Source organism: Phreatobacter sp., from assembly GCF_016793595.1.
GTDB lineage: Bacteria > Pseudomonadota > Alphaproteobacteria > Rhizobiales > Phreatobacteraceae > Phreatobacter.
In genome coordinates this window covers 102,971-122,161 of record NZ_JAEULY010000002.1, presented here as the reverse complement: position 1 = coordinate 122,161, position 19,191 = coordinate 102,971, and the positions used below count along the sequence as shown (strand labels likewise).

Here is a 19,191-nt window from a genome sequence, read left to right as displayed (position 1 = left end):
GACCCTCGCCGGCCGGCGCGATTCGTCCCCCGCTCCAGAATGGGAGGTAGCCGGCTAGGAAAGCAACCGGCGAAAACGCCGGACGTTCCCTATCGTCACACGACCTGATTCACCAGCGCTTCGCCGCGGGCCATGTGGCCGAGATTCTCGATCAGAAGGTCGATGACGCGCTTCTCGTATGCTGCGGTCTCGCCGCCGGTATGAGGGGTGATGAGCACGTTCTCCATCGTCCAGAGTGGCGATGCTTCCGGCAACGGCTCCTCGCGCGTCACGTCGAGCCCCGCGGCGGCGATGGTCCCGGACTGGAGCGCCGCGACCAGCGCATCCTCGTCGACAACCTTGCCCCGCGCGCAGTTGATGAGATGCGCGGTCGGCTTCATGGCCTTCAGGCGCGCGGCGTTGATCAGCCCTTCCGTCTCGGTGGTCAGCGGGCAGGTCAGGACGACGACATCAGCCTCGCCGAGCGCGCGGTCGAGTTCAGCCGGGCCGAACAGGGCATCGACGTTCGCGACCTTCGCCGATGTATCGCGCTTGAGGCCGACGACGCGCATATCGAAGGCCTTGGCGAAGCGCGCGATGCGCCCGCCGATGCCACCGAGGCCCACGATCAGCAGTGTCTTGCCGGTAATTTCGTCCTCGCGGGCGGCGGGATCGCCGATCATGCCGCGCCAGTGCTTCTTCGCCTGATTGTCGCGTGCCGTGTGGATCATGCGCGACAGGGCGAGGATCAGTCCCATCGCGTGCTCGGCAACCGCATTGGCATTGGCGCCCTTGGCGCTGGCGAGTTTCACGCCCCTCGCCCTGAGGGCGTCGAGGCCGAACACATCGATGCCGGCGCTCACCGACTGGATGAACCGAAGCTTGCCGGCATTCTCCAGCGGCGCGCCACGCCAGAAGGCCGAGACGCAGACAGCGTCGAACTCGCCGATGCGCGCATGGAAATCGGCCGCGGAGCGGAATTCCTCGAAGCGGATGCCGGTATTGCGGCGCGCGAACTCGTCACCGAGGCGGTAGGCGGAATGGCCGAAGCCGATGGTGATGTCCGAAAGGGTGGGGAAAGCGGTCATGGCGGTTCCGGTCTGCGGGGCGCCCGATCATCCCCATGGCGCGCACGAAGGCAATCGGGGATGCGGGATGATCGCCATGCGAACATCATCCGCGCGCAATCCGGCACGGGGCTTGCGTCGCCGGACGGCCATCCGGCACCTCGGAAGGCCCCTATGACCGACAGGCGCGCATGATCTCCGACGCAATCCCCCCGTCCCTGCCCTCGCATGGCCGCTACGGTTACAGCGCTATCACCCAGCGGCCGGCCTATGACTGGCCCGGCGGCAAGCGGCTGGCGGTCTATCTGGGCATCAATCTCGAGCATTTCGCCTTCGGCACCGGTCTCGGCGCGGAGCTTGCCCCCGGCGGCCCGCAGCCGGACGTGCTCAACTTCGCCTGGCGCGACTATGGCAACCGCGTCGGCGTCTGGCGCATGATCGAACTGTTCGACCAACTTGGGCTTCCCGCCTCGGTGCTCGTCAACTCGTCGATCTACGCCTACTGCCCCGAGGTGATGGACGCCTTCCGCGCGCGCGGCGACGAGGTGCTCGGCCATGGCCGCACCAATTCCGAACGACAGGGCACGCTCGACGAGGCGTCTGAAAAGGCGCTGATCGACGAGACGTCAGCCGCCATTCTCGGGGCCGAGGGCAAGGCCCCAAAGGGCTGGCTGGGGCCCTGGATATCAGAGAGCCTCATGACGCCGGACCTGCTCAAGGAGGGCGGCTATACCTACCTGCTCGACTGGTGTCAGGACGACCAGCCGATCTGGTTTTCGACCCGCGATGGCGGCCGCATCCTGTCGCTGCCCTACCCGCAGGAGCTGAATGACATCCCCGCCATCGTCGCGCGCAAGGATTCCGCCTCGCAGTTCGCCGACATGATCATCGACCAGTTCGACGAGATGCTGGATCAGTCGCGGGCCATGCCGCTGGTCATGGGGATCGCTCTGCATCCCTACATCGTCGGCCAGCCTTACCGGCTGCGCCAGCTCCGCCGGGCGCTAGTGCATATCGCGGCCCGGCGCGACGACATCTGGATCACCACGGCCGGCGCGATCGCCGACCACGTGGCGGGCCTGCCGGAGGGCATCGTGCCGGGGTCGCGAGGGGCCTGAAGCCCCTCGCAGACCACTCACGTCATCCTGTAGGTCATTTCGCGCTCGGCCCGCGGGGGCAGGAACGTGCGGTTGAATATCTCGCTTACGGCCGGCGCGCGCGGCAGTTCATAGCCGGTCACGACCATGCCGATGGCGCGCGTCAGGCGGTCGTCCTTCACGTCGCCCGCGCCAATCTCGCGCAGCTCCGGCGAGACGATGAGCTTGTCGAAGGCATATTGCAGGCGGCGCTTCTCGACCGGAATGTTCACCAGCCCGTCGAAATTCCTGACCGCCGCCATGCCGACATTCTGGTCGAGCCCTACCTCGATATTGGCCTTGTTGACGGCGCGGACGAGGCCCGCCACCGCGCGCGGATTGTCGCGGATGAGCTTCTGCGACACCATCATGCCGTTGGAATAGAGATCGAGGCCGTGGTCGCCGAAGGCGAACCAGACGAAGTCCTTGTCCGGGTCCTGCCGGTTCAGCACGAGATTGAAGTAGCTGGTGATGTTGAACACCAGCGCCGCATCGATCTGCCCCTGAATCAGCATCGGCTCCTGCAGGTTCGGCGCCATGCTGGTGACGGCGAGCTTGGCGAGATCGAGATTGTTGGCCCTGGCGAAGACCGGCAGCAGGCGCGTCGTCGGCGTGCCCGGGGCGCCGCCGAGCTTGCGGCCCTCGAGGTCCTTCACGCTGATGATGCCGCTCGATTTCTTGGCGACGAAGGCGAAGGGCGGCTGGTTCCACATCTGGTAGACCATGACCGGCGTGTCGACCGGCCGGGTCGCTGCATTCTGGATGATCGCGTTGATGTCGCCGAAGCCTGCTTCGTAGGCACCGCCCATGATGCGCGTAACGGTCGCGCCCGAGCCCTCACCCTGATCGATGACCACATCGAGGCCGGCCTCGCGGAAGTAGCCCTTGTCACGCGCCACGAAATAGGGCGCGTCGGACCCTTGGGTTTTCCAGCCCAGCGTGAACTTGATCGTGGTGAGGCCCTGCGCGCGGACGGCCGGCGCGAACAGGCTGGCACCGAGGCCGGCAGTGACGGCCCGGCGGCTCAGGTCCTTCGAGAAGATCATGGCGGTGCTCCCTGATGGCAGCCACGGGGCACCGTGGCCGGTCGATCATGGGAGAGGCCAAGGCAAGAACCCTGCCACGGCGGCAGGCCGGTCATGCCGGCGGCGGAAAGCTCACCAGCCGGCGATAGAGGTGCCATGTCGCGTGGCCCCAGAGCGGCAGCACGACGAGAAGGCCGGCAAACAGGGGCGCCATGGCGAGGAACATGACGACGGCCGTCACCGCGCCCCAGCCGAGCATCACGGCCGGGCTCGCCTGCACCGCTCGGACGGAGGTGATGATCGCGGTGACGACATCGAGGTCGCGGTCGAGCAGGAGCGGAAAGGACACGACCGTGACCGAGAACGTAACCAGCGCCATCACCGCGCCGACGATCGTGCCGACGGTGAGGAAGGTCCAGCCGTCGGCGGTCAGGAACAGGGCGCGGGCGAAGGCGACGGGGTCCAGCGTCGCGAAGCCGAAGAACAGCGCATAGAGCATGCGTACCTGATACATCCAGATGATGAAGATGAAGATGGTGAGGAAGGCGAGCCACGACAGTTCGCGCCCGCCTTGCCGCCAGACCGTGGCGAGCACGCCCCGCCATGTCGGCGTCTGCCGCTGCTCGCGCAGCCGCGACACCTCGTAGAGGCCGACCGCGACGAAGGGACCGATCAGTGCGAAGCCGGCGGCCAGCGGGAACACCGCCCAGACATAGCCGAAGCGGGCGGGCAGGATCAGCAGCGCCAGCCCGCCCAGCCAGTAGATCGCTCCGAAGAACAGCCCGTAGGCCGGAGCCGCCCAGAGATCGCTCCAGCCGCTCTCGAGCGAAGCCTTGATATCTCCCACCGTCGCCGCGCGGATGATCGGGTCGCGCGAAGGAGGCGCGGCAACAGGCGATGGCGGTTCGGTCATGGGCTTCCCCCGGCGCACGGCCGTTCCGCCGGCGCGCGGCCGGCATCGTTCGGGGGGATGCCTTTCAGGATGACGCGGCGGGCGGCCGCGTCAAGCCCGCCGGAGGGTCAGCTTGCAAGGCGCTGCGCCTCGCGCAGCGGCCACGCGCTGACGGCGGCCATCTCCTTCTGGGCCTGCGCATATTCGCGCTTCAGGCGGGCGATGAAGTCGCCGGCGCTCTCCACGGCCTTCACAGCGCCAATGCCCTGCCCGGAACCCCAGATGTCGCGCCACGCCTTGGACTTGGACGAGCCCCCCGAGCCGAAGCTCATCTTGGACGGGTCGCTTTCCGGCAGGTTGTCGGGATCGAGGCCGGCATTGACGATGGAGGCGCGCAGATAGTTGCCGTGAACGCCGGTGAACAGGTTGGAATAGACGATGTCGCCGGCCGTGCCGTCGACGATGGCCCGCTTGTAGGCCTCGTCGGCATTGGCTTCCTTCGTCGCGATGAAGGCGGAGCCGATATAGCCGACATCGGCGCCCATGGCCTGCGCGGCGAGGATGCCGCGGCCCGAGGCGATGGCCCCGGACAGGGCCAGCGGCCCGTCGAAGAATTCGCGGATCTCCTGGATGAGCGCGATCGGCGACAGCGTGCCGGCATGGCCGCCCGCGCCTGCGGCGACCGCGATTAGGCCGTCGGCGCCTTTCTCCAGCGCCTTCTTGGCATGGGTGATGCTGATGATGTCATGCAGCGTGATGCCGCCGTAGGAGTGGATCGCCTCGTTGAGCTCGGGGCGGGCGCCGAGCGAGGTGATGACCACGGGCACCTTGTACTTCACGCACATTTCGACGTCGTGCATGAGCCGGTCGTTCGACTTGTGGACGATCTGATTGACCGCGAAGGGCGCCGAGGGCGCGTTCGGATGGGCCTCGTCATAGGCCCCCAGCTCGTCGGTGATGCGCTTCAGCCAGTCTTCGAGGACCGGGCCGGGCCGGGCGTTCAGCGCCGGGAACGAGCCGACGATGCCGGCCTTGCACTGGGCGATGACCAGATCCGGGTTCGAGACGATGAACAGCGGCGAGCCGATGACCGGCAGCTGCAGGCGACCGGCAAGCGAAGCGGGAAGCGACATGGGCGGCGTGATCCGTGGCTCGGTGATGTGACGTGTATCGACACGTCACATCAAATCCGATCGCGCGGAAAGGGGGAAGCCCCGTCGGAGGACGGATGGGGCTCAGCCGTAGCGCGCCTCATAGCGCGCCTCGCCCTGCGGCGGCGGCGTGATGGCGTGGCCCTCGTCGGCATACTGGTTCAGCTTGTTGCGCAGCGTGCGGATCGAGATGCCCAGGATGTTGGCGGCATGGGTCCGGTTGCCGAGCGTATGGCCGAGCGTATCGAGGATCAGGTCACGCTCCACGTCGGCAACGGTCCGCCCGACGAGGCCGCGCGTCACCGCTTCCGCGGCGATGGCCGCCTGCGCCGCGACCTGATCGGGCCCGCGGCGCTCGTCGAGGCGCGCGCCGTCGGGCGTGCGGATCGCGTCGACGCCGATCTCCGGCCCCGAGGACAGCAGCACCGCGCGGTGCAGCGTGTTTTCCAGCTCCCGGACATTGCCCGGCCAGCGGGCGACCGTGAGCTGGCGGCGCGCGTCGGCCGAGAGCGGGCGGGCTTGCATGCCGTTGGCCTCGGCGTATTTCTTCGCGAAATGGCCGGCGAGTTCGAGGATGTCTGCAGGGCGCTCGCGCAGCGGCGGCAGCTTCAGGTTCACGACGTTGAGCCGGTAGAGCAGGTCCTCGCGGAACGTGCCCTTGCGGACTTCTTCCGCCAGCGCGCGGTTGGAGGTCGCGAGGATGCGGATATCGACCGGCACGGGCCGGGTGCCGCCGACGCGGTCGATGACCCGTTCCTGAATGGCGCGCAGGAGCTTCGACTGAAGCCGGATATCCATCTCGGAAATCTCGTCCAGCAGCAGCGTGCCGCCATTGGCCTCCTCGAACTTGCCGATGCGACGGGCGACGGCGCCGGTGAAGGCCCCCTTCTCGTGGCCGAACAGCTCGCTTTCGAGCAGGTTGTCGGGGATCGCCGCGCAATTGACCGCAACGAACGGCGCCTTGGCGCGGTTCGACTTGGCGTGAACGTAGCGCGCGAGCACTTCCTTGCCGGTGCCGCTCTCGCCGGTGATCAGGATCGAGGCGTCCGAGCCGGCCACCTGATTGGCTAGCTGGACGACGCGGGCCATCGCCTCGTCGCGGTAGATCAGCTGCTTGGCATCATCGGCGACGGCCGACAGCACGGCCGCGATCAGCTCAGGGTCCGGCGGCAGCGGGATGTACTCCTTGGCGCCGGCATGGATGGCCGCGACCGCCGCGCGGGCATCGTTCGACGTGCCGCAGGCGACCACCGGCACGGCGATCATCTCGTCGGCGAAGGCCTTGACGAGCGCCCGGATGTCCATGGCGACCTCGACCATGACGAGGTCCGCGCCTTTCGCGCGCATGACGCGCAGGGCGGTCTCGATGTCCTCGGCATTGGTGACGGCCGCGCCCTTGTCCACCGCCATCTTGGTGGCGATGGAAAGCTGGCCCTTCAGGGTTCCGACGATCAGGAGGCGCATGGGTTCTGATCCTTCACCGCTCGGCCTTGATGATTTCCGTCATGGTCACGCCGAGCTTGTCCTCGACGAGCACCACTTCGCCGCGCGCGACGAGACGGTCGTTGACGTAGATGTCGATGGCCTCGCCGACCTTGCGGTCGAGTTCGAGGACCGTGCCCGGCCCGAGCTTCAGGAGCTCGCCGACATCCATGCGCGAGCGGCCGAGCACGGCGGAGACATGGACCGGCACGTCGAAGACCGCCTCGAGATCGGCGGCATCCTTGGCCGGCCCGTCATCGTCGGCCGGCATCAGTCCGGCGCCAGCGCCCGGCACGAGGCCCATGTCGCTGTCGTTCTCCAGGTCCGGCAGGGGCATGCCGTTGTCGGTGTCGTTCATGACTGGGCCTCGGACGTTCCGGCCGGATGGGATGCGACGTAGCGTTCGACCGCTTCGGCGATGCGCATGGTGATCTCGTCGCGATCGAGCATGATGCCGCCGGTCGACCACTCGATGCGGCAATCGCCGATGGCGATGGTCGGCTCGGCGAGAATGACGAGGCGGCCCTCGAAGCCGCGCTCGGAGGCAAGGCGCGTCAATTCAGTCCGCGCCTGTTCCATCAGGTCGTCGTGAACGCGGACGACGAGATGCGGCACGCCGCGAAGATTGGCGAAACAGTCGCCGACCAGCCGGCGGATCTCGGCGAGCGGCTCGCGCGCGGTCAGCGCGCCGGCGAGCCTGCCCGCGACCGCAACCGCGATGTCGATGGCCTCCTGCTCGAGCCGGCCCTCCAGCACGCGCAGCGCTTCCGCCGCGACCGTCAGGCGGTCGCCGATCGCGGCGAAAGCGATGGCCCTCTGCCGCTCGACCGAGGCCATGGCCTCCGCCTCGCCGGCGAGAAAGCCGGCGGCCTGGCCCTCCTGCCGCGCGAGCGCGATCAGGTTCCGGTGCTCGGCGAGCGTCACCTTCGGCTCGGCCTCGCGCTTCGCCTCAGCGGCGAACTCGGTATCAAAAAGGAATTTGACCGGTGCCGCCATGTCAGAACACCAGCTCGTCGTCGGCGCGGTTCTTGGAGATCATGATCTCGCCCTTGGCGGCGAGATCCTTGGCGAGGTTGACCAGCATGGCCTGCGCCTCGTCGACATCCTTCAGGCGCATCGGGCCGAGCGCCTGCATGTCGTCGGCGAGCATCTTCGCCGCGCGGGTCGACATCTGGCTGAGGAAGAAGTCGCGCATCGTCTGGTTGGCGCCCTTGAGCGCGATGGCGAGCTTGTCCTTGTCGACCTGGCGGACGAGGGTCTGCGCCGAGCCGGCATCGAGCTTGGCGAGGTCGTCGAAGGTGAACATCAGATTCTTGATGCGCTCGGCCGAGTCCCGGTTCGCCTCCTCCAGCGCGGTGATGAAGCGCGTCTCGGTCTGGCGGTCGAAAGAGTTGAAAATCTCGGCCATGGCCTCATGGCTGTCGCGCCGCGAGGTCTGCGAGAGGTTGGACATGAACTCCGTGCGAAGCGTCTGCTCGATTCGCTCCAGCACGTCCTTCTGGATCGCCTCCATCTTGAGCATGCGGCCAACGACGTCGAGCGCGAACTCCTCGGGCAGGATGGCAAGCACGCGGCCGGCATGTTCCGGCCGGATCTTGGACAGCACGACCGCGACCGTCTGCGGATATTCGTTCTTCAGGTAGTTGGCGAGCACCTGCTCCTGCACGTTGGAGAGCTTCTCCCACATGTTGCGGCCGGCAGGTCCGCGAATCTCCTCCATCAGCAGCGCGACGCGGTCGGAGGGCATGAACTGCGACAGCAGACGCTCGGTCGCGTCGAAATTGCCCATCAGGCCGCCGGAGGCCGAGAGGCGGCCGACGAATTCGAGCATCAGGCTCTCGACCGTCTCCGGCTCCACCGTACCGAGCTGCGACATGGCGATGGAGAGGACGCGGATTTCGTCGTCGTCGAGCAGCTTCCATATGCGCGACGACACCTTGTCGCCGAGCGTCAGCATCAGGACCGCCGCGCGCTGATGGCCGGTGAGACCGCGCGCCGCCTCGGTGTTGATGCGACCGTCTGCCGACAGCGCCGCGAGCGCCGAGCCGAATTCCGCATCGCGCTGGATCTGGGCGATGGTCATTTGGCCTCCGCGTCATGCAGCCACTGACGGATGATCGAGACCGTCTCGTGGGGATTCTTCTCGACCAGCTCGCCGACCTTGGCGAGCGAGGCCTGATGCACTTCACCCTTGATCTGCGCCATCTCGATCATCTTCATCGTGGCGCTTTCCATGCCGGGTGCGATCGGCGGAGCCTTCACCGCAGGCCGCTCGTCGGCAGCCTCGGCTTCGCTGGAAGCCGCCCGGCTGACGGGCGCCGGCAGGGCCGGCGGCGGATCGGGCGTCACGATGCGGCGGAGCAGCGGGCGCACCACGAACAGCATGACCAGCAGCGAGACGATGAGCAGGACGACGAGCTCGATGGCATAGCGCACGTCTTCCTTGGTCAGGTCATAGATCATCCACCAGGGCTTCGGTGCTTCCGGCGCGGCCAGCTGCGGCGCTTCGGCGAAGCGCAGGTTGACGATCTCGACCTGGTCGCCGCGACGCTGGTCGAAACCGATCGCCGAACGCACCAGCGCGCCGATGCGCTCCAGTTCCTCGGCGGGCCGGGGCTGGTAGTTGACGTTGCCCTGCGCGTCGCGGGCATAGATGCCATCGACCAGCACGGCCACCGAGACGCGCTTGATGCGGCCGCCCTCGGTGACTTCCGTACGCTGCGTCCGGGCGATCTCGTAGTTGACGGTCTCCTCGGACTTGCGGCTGGCCTCGCGCGAGGCGTTCTGCTGCTGGGGCGTGGTCTGGTTCGCGCCCGGCAGTTCGTTGCCGACGGAGACCTGACCGTCGCGGCCCTCGCCGGAGCTCGACTGCTCCTCGCGCGTCTGGGTCGAGCGCACGACGCGGCGCTCGGGATCGAAGTCGTCGGAGGTCTGGGTGATGCGGTTGAAGTCCATGTCGGCGGCGACGCGCACCCGCGCCCGACCCGGCCCGACCACCGAGGCGATGATGCTCTCGACCTGCTCGCGCAGATGCCGCTCCTGCGACGCGCGGCGCTCGTCGATGCTGGTGCCCATCATCCCGGCGGCATCGCCGGCGCCGTCGGCGAGCAGGCGGCCGCTCTCATCGACGATGGAGATGCGCTGGGGCGAGAGGCCGCGGACCGCCGAGGCGACAAGGTGGCGCACGGCGCGGATCTGCTGCGGCTCCAGCCCGCCGCGAACACGCAGGACGATGGAGGCCGAGGGCTCGGTCCGCTCGCGGGAGAACAGCGCGCGCTCGGGCATGACCAGATGGACGCGCGCCGTCTGCACGCGCTCGATGCCGCGGATGGTGCGGGCGAGCTCGCCCTCCAGCGCGCGCAGCTGATTCATGTTCTGGACGAAGGAGGTGGAGGACAGGGCGTCGCCCTTGTCGAAAATCTCGTAGCCGACCCCGCCGCCGCGCGGCATGCCGGTTTCGGCGAGTTGCAGGCGGACGCGCGCGACCTGTTCCTGCGCCACGAAAACCTGGGCGCCATCCTGGCGGAGTTGGAAGCGCACCTGCCGGCGCTCAAGCTCCTTCACGATCTGCGCGGAATCCTCCAGCGTCAGATCAGAGAACAGCAGCGCCATCTGCGGCTGGCTCATGCGCAGGATGATGTAGACGAAGAAACCGACGAGCCCGAGCGCGACCGCGCCCATGGCCGCGATGCGCGCCGCGCCGAGATTTTTCAGGAACTCCAGGATGCCGTTCAAGACGCCACCAGCCCTCTGCCCATCGCGAAGCGGCTTGCCGCCGATCCGCTGGGCAAGATTTGCCGGGTGGGTGGTTACCGGATGGTTAACGCGCGTGAACGTTTCGGGTCAGACAGACGATTTCTCCGCCCTTCATCGCAGGGAGCGCAACACCAGGCCGATACCGCCGGCGAGCAGGGCCAGCATCATCAGCGTGTTGAACAGGCTGGTCGGCACGAAATAGATCGTCAGATTGGTCAGGATTCCGGCAAGAACGATAACGATCCCGGCGAAGAGGAGCAGGAATCCCGCCCGCGACGAGCCGTCGAAGAACAGCATGCCGATCCCGGCGAGGATCGGCACCAGCGACAGCCCGAAAGCCGAATAGCCGCCCAGGGTCCACGAGCCGCCCGACACCGTCACCTGGTTGGTCAGGAGCCAGGCTCCTGCGACCGTCATGCCGAAGCCGACGAAGAAGGGGATCAGCCCTCCGGGCGTGCCGCCAGGGCCGGTCAGGCGAAAGCTGCTCATGCGTCCATCCAAGATGCTGTCCTCGCTATAGCACGCCCGCGTGCACTCGCGAGGCGCTCACAGCCGCACGTCGCTGTCGTCGAAAAAGCCGGTCACGGGAAGCGGCCCGGCGCGGGGGAGGAAACCGACGCCCCCTAACCTGCCGTCTCGGCCGCCGGAGCGCGGCGAATTGAGGCGCGCGTCACCGACCTCCGTCATTGCATGCCGGCCGTGCCCGTCGGTAACGACCCGTTAACCATCCGCGCGGCAATTCTTGCCGGGTGCCGTTCATATCCGCGAGCGGCCGAACAGGATGAGCATGACCGACGTCACGGCGGGCGCCACGGCAGGACGGGCTTCTGGCGGATTCTCCGCCGGAACGGTCGGCGGATGGCTGCGCCGTCCGGACCTGTGGATGGCCACGGGCGTCATCGGCATCCTGGTCATCCTGATCTTCCCGATGCCGCCGCTGCTGCTGGACATGATGCTGGCGGTATCGATCATCTCCTCCGTCATGATCCTGATGACGGCGCTGTTCATCCACAAGCCGTTGGAGTTCTCGTCCTTCCCGACGATCCTGCTCATCTCGACGATGCTGCGCCTGTCGCTGAATCTGGCATCAACGCGCCTCATCCTCTCGCACGGCCACGAGGGCACCTCCGCCGCGGGCCATGTCATCGAGGCCTTCGGCAATTTCGTGATGGGCGGCTCGTTCGTCATCGGGATCATCGTCTTCGCGATCCTGGTGATCGTGAATTTCATCGTCATCACCAAGGGCTCCGGCCGCATCGCGGAGGTCGCGGCGCGTTTCTCCCTCGACGCCATGCCCGGCAAACAGATGGCGATCGATGCCGACCTCTCGGCCGGCCTGATCGATGAGAAGACCGCCAGGACGCGGCGCAAGGACCTCGAAGACGAGAGCGCCTTCTACGGTGCCATGGACGGCGCCTCGAAATTCGTGAAGGGCGACGCAATCGCCGGCCTGCTCATCACCTTCATCAACGTCATCGCGGGTCTCATCATCGGCGTCGCCCAGCAGGGCATGCCGTTCCTCGAGGCCGCGCGCACCTACACGATCCTCACCGTCGGCGACGGTCTCGTCAGCCAGATTCCCGCGCTGATCATCTCGACCGCCGCCGGCCTGCTCGTCTCCAAGGCCGGCGTCACCGGCTCGGCCGATCAGGCGATGATCAAGCAGCTCACCGGCTATCCGAAGGCGCTCGGCCTCTCCGCCGGCGTCATGGCCGCCATGGCGCTGCTGCCGGGCATTCCGTTCATCCCCTTCGCAGGCCTTGCGGGCCTCGCCGGCTATGCCGCCTATTCCCTCGGACAGGAGGCTAGGCGCGTCGCGGAGACGGCCGCCATGACCGAGGCGGCCGAGGCCGCGGCTGCCGCAGCCCCGCCGGCCGAGGAGCCGATCTCGTCGATCCTCAAGATCGACGATCTCAAGATCGAGCTCGGCTACGGCCTCCTTCCCCTCGTGCAATCGGAGGGCGGCTCGGACCGGCTGACGGATCAGATCAAGGCGCTGCGCCGCCAGCTCGCCTCCGACATGGGCTTCGTCATGCCCTCGGTGCGCATCCTCGACAACGTCCAGCTGCCGCCGAACCAGTACATCATCCGCGTCAAGGAGGTTGAATCGGGACAGGGCCAGATCTGGCCGCTGCAGTTCATGGTCATGGACCCTTCGGGCGCGCAGGTCGATCTACCCGGCGTCCACACGACCGAGCCGACCTTCGGGCTGCCGGCCACCTGGGTCGATGCCGCGTTGAAGGAAGAGGCGAGCGTGCGCGGCTATACGGTCGTCGACGCGGCGACAGTGCTCTCGACGCACCTCACCGAGATCCTCAAGGCCAATGTCGCCGACCTGCTCAGCTACGGCGAGGTCCAGAAGCTGGTGAAGGAGCTGCCGAAGGATCAGGCAGAGCTGCTCAAGGACCTCGTCCCGAACCAGATCACCATGTCTGGCCTGCAGCGCGTCCTCCAGGTGCTGCTCACCGAGCGCGTCTCGATCCGCGACCTGCCCTCGATCCTCGAAGGCGTCGCCGAGGCCGTGTCGTTCACCCGTTCGCCGGTCCAGATCGCCGAGCACGTGCGCTCGCGCCTCGCCCGCCAGCTCTGCGCGCAATATACCGGCATGGACGGCTCGCTCGCGCTCATTGCGCTGTCACCGGCCTGGGAACAGGCCTTCGCCGATTCCATCGTCGGCCAGGGCGACGATCGCCAGCTGGCCATGCAGCCGTCCAAGCTGTCGGAATTCATCATGCTGGTGCGCGATGCCTTCGAGGACGCGGCCCGCATGGGCGAGGCACCCGTCCTGCTGACCAGCCCCGGCATCCGGCCCTTCGTTCGCTCCATCGTCGAGCGTTTCCGCTCGCAGACCCCCGTGCTCAGCCAGGCCGAAATCCACCCGCGCATGCGGCTGAAGACCGTCGGTAGCATCTGACAATATCTTTTCAATATTTGCACAACTGAAGCATATCAATCCGCCATTGTTTCCCATGTGGCGATGACGAAATCTCTCGGACAACCCACCCCCGGGCTGTTCAGGAGCACGTCATGCCCATCATCCAGATCAAGTTCTCGTCCGCTTCCGCCGACCGGCATCTGCCCGCACGCATCGCCGAGGCAGCCGTCCGCATCACCACGGACGTGCTCCGCAAGAACCCGCAGCTGACTGCTGTCACCGTGGAGCAGGTGCCGGCCGACCGCTGGTTCGTCGGCGGCGCCTCTCTCGCCGAGCAGCGCAAGTCCTCGTTCTTCCTCGACATCAAGGTCGTCGATGGCACCAACACCAAGGACGAGAAGGCTGCCTATGTGGCCGCGGTCTTCGCCGCCATGGGCGATCTCATCGGTGAGCTCCACCCGGAAAGCTACGTCTATGTCCATGACGTCCGCGCCGAGGCCTATGGTTTCGGCGGGCTGACACAGGAGCATCGCTACATTGCCGGGCGGCTGTCCCGGGCAGCCTGATCCGGCCCCGCCGCGGGACGCCGGATTAACCCTCCCTTCATCCTTTCATCGACTGGCCACACGGTTCGGCTATGCATGGCGTCGGGAAGGGGTCGACCGACAAGGAAGACCGCATCGATGAGGTTCCGAATGTCTCCGACGCAGGCCGTCGCGTTCACGCTGACCGCCAACTTCGTGGTCTGGGTGCTGATCATCGCCGTAGGCGTCCATTACTTCACCTGACGCCTGAACCGGACGATACGAGAAAGGCCCCGGCGGACGACGCCGGGGCCTTCTTCAATTGCGGATGCCGGTTCGTCAGCTCCGGGGCGGCTCGTCCCGCGTGCTCGCGATCTCGCCGCGCCTGACCTTGTCGGCATGGTCCGTCGAGCCGCCGGTCGCCAGAACCTTGGCCTGCCCGATCCAGTCCTCGCGTTCGATCCGTCCGGGAAAGGCGAGATAACCGCCCACCCATTGCGCCTCCTTCGGCGTCCAGGCGGCGATCTGGTCGAAGTGCCAGATGCCCAGGGCATGGAGCCGCGCCTCGTTCTGCGGGCCGACCCCGCGGATCAGTTCAAGTTCGTCTGGCTTGTTACCGCGCGCTGTCTCCAGTCCTGCGGGCTTCGTGCCTTCCGCCATGGCCTCGGCCGAAGCCGCGGCACCGGTCGGCGCGCGCGGCGCTTCGGCGGCCCGCTGGGGCGCCGCGGAAGGCGCATTCTCCGCCCGTGCCGTAACAGCACGTGCAACGTCCGAGACGGCCGTCGCCGCCGCCTTGACCGGCTCCATGGTCGAAGCGAAAGCCTGAGCGCCCTCGGCGACCGCCGTCAGCGGCTCGCTCACGGCGTCTTCCACCCTGTCGGTGAAGACGCGCGCGAAGGCCCCGGCGATGCAGCCGAGCAGATAGGCGGCCGAGAACAGGATGGCCGTGTCGAGCCAGAGCCCAGGGCGTCCCGGCAGCCATTTCAGCGCCGAGGCCACCACCATCAGCGCAAACAGCGTGATGGCCAGCGCGGCCCAGCCGCTCGGCCCCTCGTCGTCCTTGTCCGACGTGATCCAGCCGACGATCAGGCCGCCGATCAGCGCCGCGGCGAGCGGCAGGGCGAAGGTCTGTGCGAGATAGATCATGACCCTCTCCCTCAGCCGCGCGGCCGCACGTGGAACTCGACGCGCCGGTTCAGCGCGCGGCTCTCGTCGGAATGGCTCGGCGCAATCGGCCGCGTCTCGGCATAGCCGACCGCGTCGAGCATGGCGGCGGAGACGCCGCGCCGCACGAGTTCGCTCCGCATCAGCGCGGCGCGCTCCTCGGACAGCTTCTGGTTCTGGTTCGTCCGGTTGTGGAGATCGGCATGGCCGGCGACCTCGATCCGCTCGTCCGGAGCGCAGCGCTTCAGCGCGGTGGCCAGCCGGTCGAGGACGGCGGCGTGCTCGGAGCGTTGCTCGGCCTTCCAGTAGTCGAACAGGATGCGGTCGCCTTCCAGCGCGGTCTGCATGATCGCGGAACAGTTCGGGCGCGGCGCCGAGACCGGAGCGGGAGGTGGAGCCGCAGCGACGGGCGGAGGCGTTGGCGCGGGCGCGCTCGCAGCCGGCGGCGCGGGGGCTGCTGCCGGTGGCGGCGGAGCAGGCGCAAGCGGCGGCACCGCCGGCAGCGGCAGGTCCGCGACGGGTGGCGCCATGGCTTCGACGCGGGGCGGCGGAGGCATCAGGTCGGCGGAAAGTGGCGGCGTCGCAACCGGCGCTGGAATCTCCGCGGCTGGCAGTGACAGATCCGCAACGGCCGCAATCGGTGCGCGCAGTTCGGCAAGAGCCTGCCGAACCGCCATCGAGGTTGCGGCATCAGGCGCCCGGCCAGCGAGAGTCAACCGGTTGCCGATGAGCTGGGCGGAGCCTTCTGTGAGGCGTCCGAGCTGCGCCAGCGCCGCTCTGCTCAGCGGACCGAACTCGACGCCGCTCGGAAAGCCCGAGGCGACGCGCATCTGGTCGACGACCCGCAGACCCCCGGCGATCCGGTTCGTCTCCGCCAGCACAGCGGCCTTCTCGGCCTCCGACGGCGCAAAACCCATGAGCGTGATCGCGCCCTCGCCCTTGCGCGCGCTCCAGGTGAAGGGATCGATGCGCGGCGGCGCGACGATCAGTTCGCCCAACGAGAAGCCGTCGCTCGTGCTGCTGCGGATCGCGGCCGCGAGACTGTCGAAGGCGGCGGGCGTCGCAGCCACGCCGGAGAAGGAGAAGGTCGTGCCGGCGATCCTGGCGGTGCCGGTCGCCAGGCCCTCGAGCTGCTTCAGCGCCGCGAGGGCCTTGGCCTCGACATTGGCCGGCAGGCCCGCGGCGACGTCCATGGCGTCGATCACCGGGCCTGTCGTCGAAGCCATGGCCGCATCGATGATGCGGCGGCGCGCCTCTTCGGACGCGACCATGCCGGACAGCAGCAGCGAACCGTCCTGTCCGCGCACGGCGCTCCAGTCGGCGACAGCGGGCGGCGGCGTCGGAGGAGCTGGCGGCGTCGGCGCGACCGGCAGGATCGCGGCGGGCGCAGGCGCCTGCTCGGTTGTCGCCGCGCCGGGAATGACGAGATTGACCCCGCCACGGGCAATGCCCTGCGGCAGGTTGGCGAGCGCCGCCGTCACAGCCGCCTGCGCCGCGGCATCGGCCGCATTGCCCGTGAAGCGGAAGGCGTTCCCCGCAAGTGTCGCCGAACCGCTGGCGACGCGGCCGAGCTGTTCGATGCCGAGTATGCCAGCGGCGGCCGCACCGGCCGGCACGCCCCGCGCGGTGGTCATCAGGTCGCTGACCTCGCCGCCGGGAACCGCGCGCCGGGCCGCCTCGACGAGCCGTTCACGCGCCCCTTCCGGAGCCACCTGCCCCGACAGCGTGATGGTCTGGCCCTCCCGCCGCGCCGACCATCCGAACGGATCGGCGGCCGGAATAAGATCGGTATCGGCAATCGCCTGCCGGACGCCGCGCTGCTGGAGCGCGGTCGCGGCAGCCCCGATGCCGGCGCCGTCGGCCGGGGCATCGCCGGCGACCACGACGTCGCGGCCGAGCGCGGTCACGGTCGCCCATGGCTTGCCGTCGATGGTCGAACCGGAGGCGGTAATCGCATCGCGGGACCGCTGCGACAGGTCGCGTTCGATGTCGGCCTGTTTCCACCACAGCGAACCGCCGGCAAGCAGCGCAAGGGGTACGAGCCCGGGAAGCCATCGACGCGGCTGATGCAACATGAACCCGCCCTCACTCCTGATGCCTGCCGTTCCCGGCGGCGATGGCCGCCTTCCCCGCGCCGCAAGCTGACTGGAAAGTGGCCTTGATGCGGATTTCGGGAAGCAATCGCCGACGAGTCAAGATCGCCGTTGCCGAATCGGTCATGATTTCTCCGCCAAGCTCCCGCAGTGCCTCCCTTTCACGAGGTGATCGAGGTGAGTATCGAGCGTATCCAGCCTGTCGTGGCGACCGCGCCCGTCGAGACGCAGCAGATGCGCGCGCTCGTCGAGGCGCTCGGGCTGAAGCCCGGCGAGACCATTCAGGCGCGTGTCGCAGCCATGCTCGGCGACGGGCTCGCGCGGCTGACCGTCGCCGGCCAGGCGCTGGAGGTGAAAACGCCCCAGCCGCTGCCGGTCGGCGCGGTCCTGACCATGACCGTCGAGCGGCAGGGCCAGGCCATGCGTCTGCTTCTCGCCGACAATCCCGCCGCGCCGCGCGCAGCACCTGCCGCACCGCCTGCACCGTTGGGCGGCGCCCTGCCGATTGCCGCTCCCGGCCTCGCAACGCCGATCCCGGCGACCAATGCCGTCGCCGCGGCACTGGTCGATCTGGTGGCGCGCGGCCTTGTCACACCGGGCGCCACGACCGGTCCCGGCGATGGCGCGCAGGTCGCCCTCGCCGTACGCGGCTCGCAGGAAGCTTCGCGCCTCGCCGAGGCCAATGCCGCCGGCCGCGCAGCGCCGGCAACCCCGCGCGAGGCGCTTGCCGAAGCCGTGCGCAGCGCCGCGGGGCGGCAGGAGAGCCTGAGCCCGCTCTTCGCCGATCTCTCGGCCGTCGCCAATGGCGGCACCCCGGCAGCGGCGCGCGTCATGCCGGAAGCGGTTGCGCGCGCCATGGCGCAGGTGCTCGGCTTCCGCCTACCGGCGGAGGCGGCCGCCGCGCCGCAGACGCTGGCACAGGCCATCGCCAGGTCCGGAACCTGCCTGGAGGCGCAGCTCGCCGCCTTGCCGCCGGGCGCATCAGTCCCTGCCGACCTCAAGGCCGCCCTCGGCCAGCTGCGCGCGGCGCTTCAGGACTGGTCGGCAACGCTCGGCGGTGAGCCGGCGGATATCGGCGCGAAGGCGGCAACCCACGAGCGCCCGCCCCTACGCGGCGCGCTGCCCCATGGCCAGCTTCCCGCGCAACCGAGCCTCGGCCCGGACGCCTCCGCCGCCGAGACGGTCCGTGTGCTCACCGAGCGGACCGAGGCGGCACTGGCCCGCCTGACATTGCTGCAAGCCGCTTCACTGCCCGATTCCCGCGAGATCGGCAGGCCGGACGTGCCCGTTCAAACGCTGGTCGAGGTGCCGCTGCGCATCGGCGCCGAAACGGCCATGCTGCAATTCCAGATCGTTCGCGAGCGCGATGCCGAGACGCAGGGTGCCTCGGCCGGCGCCGGCCGGCAGGACTGGACCATGCGGTTCTCGATGGAGGCCGAACCGCTCGGCCCCATCCACGCTGCGGTGCGCTGGCGCGACGGCCATGTGGGCATCCAGCTCTGGGCTGAGCGCGACGGCATCGCTGCGCAGCTCGACGCGGCCCGCAACAACCTGTCGGAGGCGCTGGAGGCCTCGGCCTTCACCATCGACCAGCTCACCATTGCCGCCGGCAGGCCCGCCGTTCCGCGCGAGGCGACAGCCCCACGCCCGCCACGGCTGGACCGCCTGTCATGACCGACGACGCCCCTGCTCCGAAGCCTGTCGTCGCCGTCGCGCTGGAATACGAGATCGGCAAGGACGCGGCGCCCCGTGTCACGGCCACCGGTCGCGGCGCGATCGCCGAGAAGATCATCACGACGGCGAAGGAGCACGGCGTCGCCATCGAGGGCAATCCCCTGCTGGCGGAAGCCCTGTCCGGCGTCGAGGTCGATCAGGAAATCCCGGAGGAACTCTACCGCGCGGTGGCCGAGGTGATCGGCTTCGTGCTGCGCGCGGCCGGAAAACTGCGCTGAATCTCCCAACGCACTGCACAAAGCGCCGCATTTGGCCGCAGCCCGCTTGCCGAGACCCGACTAATCGGGCTCAGTAGGCAAAACATTCGGGAGGA

18 protein-coding genes are annotated in these 19,191 nt (G+C 68.3%); 5 read left to right on the top strand and 13 right to left on the bottom strand.

The window, feature by feature from the left end:
* Nucleotides 1-95 precede the first annotated feature (95 nt).
* Nucleotides 96-1,067 carry a D-2-hydroxyacid dehydrogenase gene (locus tag JNK84_RS01185; RefSeq protein WP_293419522.1) on the bottom strand — a complete coding sequence of 324 codons (972 nt, stop codon included), beginning with the start codon at nt 1,065-1,067 and terminating at the stop codon, nt 96-98.
* A gap of 170 nt (nt 1,068-1,237) precedes the next feature.
* On the opposite strand from JNK84_RS01185, the gene JNK84_RS01180 reads away from it, so the two are divergent.
* Complete coding sequence (locus JNK84_RS01180) at nt 1,238-2,164, top strand: polysaccharide deacetylase family protein (protein ID WP_293419519.1); 927 nt, start codon at nt 1,238-1,240, stop codon at nt 2,162-2,164.
* Between the two features lie 17 nt (nt 2,165-2,181).
* Here JNK84_RS01180 and JNK84_RS01175 read toward each other — a convergent pair whose 3' ends face one another.
* The 9 genes from JNK84_RS01175 to JNK84_RS01135 all read right to left on the bottom strand — a co-directional run bounded on the left by JNK84_RS01175 (nt 2,182) and on the right by JNK84_RS01135 (nt 10,977).
* Complete coding sequence (locus JNK84_RS01175) at nt 2,182-3,228, bottom strand: ABC transporter substrate-binding protein (protein ID WP_441343190.1); 1,047 nt, start codon at nt 3,226-3,228, stop codon at nt 2,182-2,184.
* Between the two features lie 91 nt (nt 3,229-3,319).
* Nucleotides 3,320-4,120, bottom strand: a complete 801-nt coding sequence (locus JNK84_RS01170; RefSeq protein WP_293419516.1) for a DUF2189 domain-containing protein — start codon at nt 4,118-4,120, stop codon at nt 3,320-3,322.
* Between the two features lie 107 nt (nt 4,121-4,227).
* Nucleotides 4,228-5,232, bottom strand: coding sequence for an NAD(P)H-dependent flavin oxidoreductase (locus JNK84_RS01165; RefSeq protein ID WP_293419513.1), 1,005 nt, complete (start codon nt 5,230-5,232; stop codon nt 4,228-4,230).
* Nucleotides 5,233-5,334: 102 nt separating this feature from the next.
* Nucleotides 5,335-6,714: a sigma-54-dependent transcriptional regulator FlbD gene (gene flbD, locus JNK84_RS01160; protein ID WP_293419510.1), complete on the bottom strand. Its 1,380-nt coding sequence runs from the start codon at nt 6,712-6,714 to the stop codon at nt 5,335-5,337.
* A gap of 13 nt (nt 6,715-6,727) precedes the next feature.
* Complete coding sequence (fliN, locus tag JNK84_RS01155) at nt 6,728-7,036, bottom strand: flagellar motor switch protein FliN (protein WP_441343193.1); 309 nt, start codon at nt 7,034-7,036, stop codon at nt 6,728-6,730.
* 50 nt (nt 7,037-7,086) lie between these two features.
* Nucleotides 7,087-7,728 carry a FliH/SctL family protein gene (fliH, locus tag JNK84_RS01150; protein WP_293419504.1) on the bottom strand — a complete coding sequence of 214 codons (642 nt, stop codon included), beginning with the start codon at nt 7,726-7,728 and terminating at the stop codon, nt 7,087-7,089.
* Nucleotide 7,729: 1 nt separating this feature from the next.
* Nucleotides 7,730-8,815, bottom strand: a complete 1,086-nt coding sequence (fliG, locus tag JNK84_RS01145; protein ID WP_293419501.1) for a flagellar motor switch protein FliG — start codon at nt 8,813-8,815, stop codon at nt 7,730-7,732.
* Nucleotides 8,812-10,467, bottom strand: coding sequence for a flagellar basal-body MS-ring/collar protein FliF (fliF, locus tag JNK84_RS01140; RefSeq protein ID WP_293419498.1), 1,656 nt, complete (start codon nt 10,465-10,467; stop codon nt 8,812-8,814). Before fliF ends, fliG begins: the two co-directional genes overlap by 4 nt.
* Before the next feature lie 132 nt (nt 10,468-10,599).
* Nucleotides 10,600-10,977: a hypothetical protein gene (locus tag JNK84_RS01135; protein WP_293419495.1), complete on the bottom strand. Its 378-nt coding sequence runs from the start codon at nt 10,975-10,977 to the stop codon at nt 10,600-10,602.
* A 298-nt stretch (nt 10,978-11,275) separates the two neighbouring features.
* Between JNK84_RS01135 and flhA the strand changes: the two genes are divergently transcribed.
* Together flhA and JNK84_RS01125 are read left to right on the top strand one after the other, a co-directional pair.
* Complete coding sequence (gene flhA / locus JNK84_RS01130; RefSeq protein ID WP_293419492.1) at nt 11,276-13,402, top strand: flagellar biosynthesis protein FlhA; 2,127 nt, start codon at nt 11,276-11,278, stop codon at nt 13,400-13,402.
* A gap of 113 nt (nt 13,403-13,515) precedes the next feature.
* Nucleotides 13,516-13,929 carry a tautomerase family protein gene (locus JNK84_RS01125; RefSeq protein ID WP_293419489.1) on the top strand — a complete coding sequence of 138 codons (414 nt, stop codon included), beginning with the start codon at nt 13,516-13,518 and terminating at the stop codon, nt 13,927-13,929.
* Between the two features lie 297 nt (nt 13,930-14,226).
* On the opposite strand, the gene JNK84_RS01120 is transcribed toward JNK84_RS01125, so the two are convergent.
* From JNK84_RS01120 to JNK84_RS01110, 3 genes are read right to left on the bottom strand one after another with little or no spacing between them, the layout of a single operon-like run.
* Complete coding sequence (locus JNK84_RS01120) at nt 14,227-15,033, bottom strand: hypothetical protein (protein WP_293419486.1); 807 nt, start codon at nt 15,031-15,033, stop codon at nt 14,227-14,229.
* Between the two features lie 11 nt (nt 15,034-15,044).
* A complete protein-coding gene (locus tag JNK84_RS01115; protein ID WP_293419483.1) occupies nt 15,045-17,126 on the bottom strand; it encodes an OmpA family protein in 2,082 nt (693 codons plus the stop codon).
* A 10-nt stretch (nt 17,127-17,136) separates the two neighbouring features.
* Nucleotides 17,137-17,271 (bottom strand): hypothetical protein, encoded by a 135-nt coding sequence (locus tag JNK84_RS01110; RefSeq protein WP_293419480.1) that lies wholly within the window; start codon nt 17,269-17,271, stop codon nt 17,137-17,139.
* 50 nt (nt 17,272-17,321) lie between these two features.
* Between JNK84_RS01110 and fliK the strand changes: the two genes are divergently transcribed.
* Both fliK and JNK84_RS01100 read left to right on the top strand, forming a co-directional pair.
* On the top strand, nt 17,322-18,818 hold the full coding sequence (fliK, locus tag JNK84_RS01105) for a flagellar hook-length control protein FliK (protein WP_293419477.1): 1,497 nt from the start codon (nt 17,322-17,324) through the stop codon (nt 18,816-18,818).
* Nucleotides 18,815-19,096, top strand: coding sequence for an EscU/YscU/HrcU family type III secretion system export apparatus switch protein (locus tag JNK84_RS01100; protein WP_293419474.1), 282 nt, complete (start codon nt 18,815-18,817; stop codon nt 19,094-19,096). Before fliK ends, JNK84_RS01100 begins: the two co-directional genes overlap by 4 nt.
* Nucleotides 19,097-19,191 lie beyond the last annotated feature (95 nt).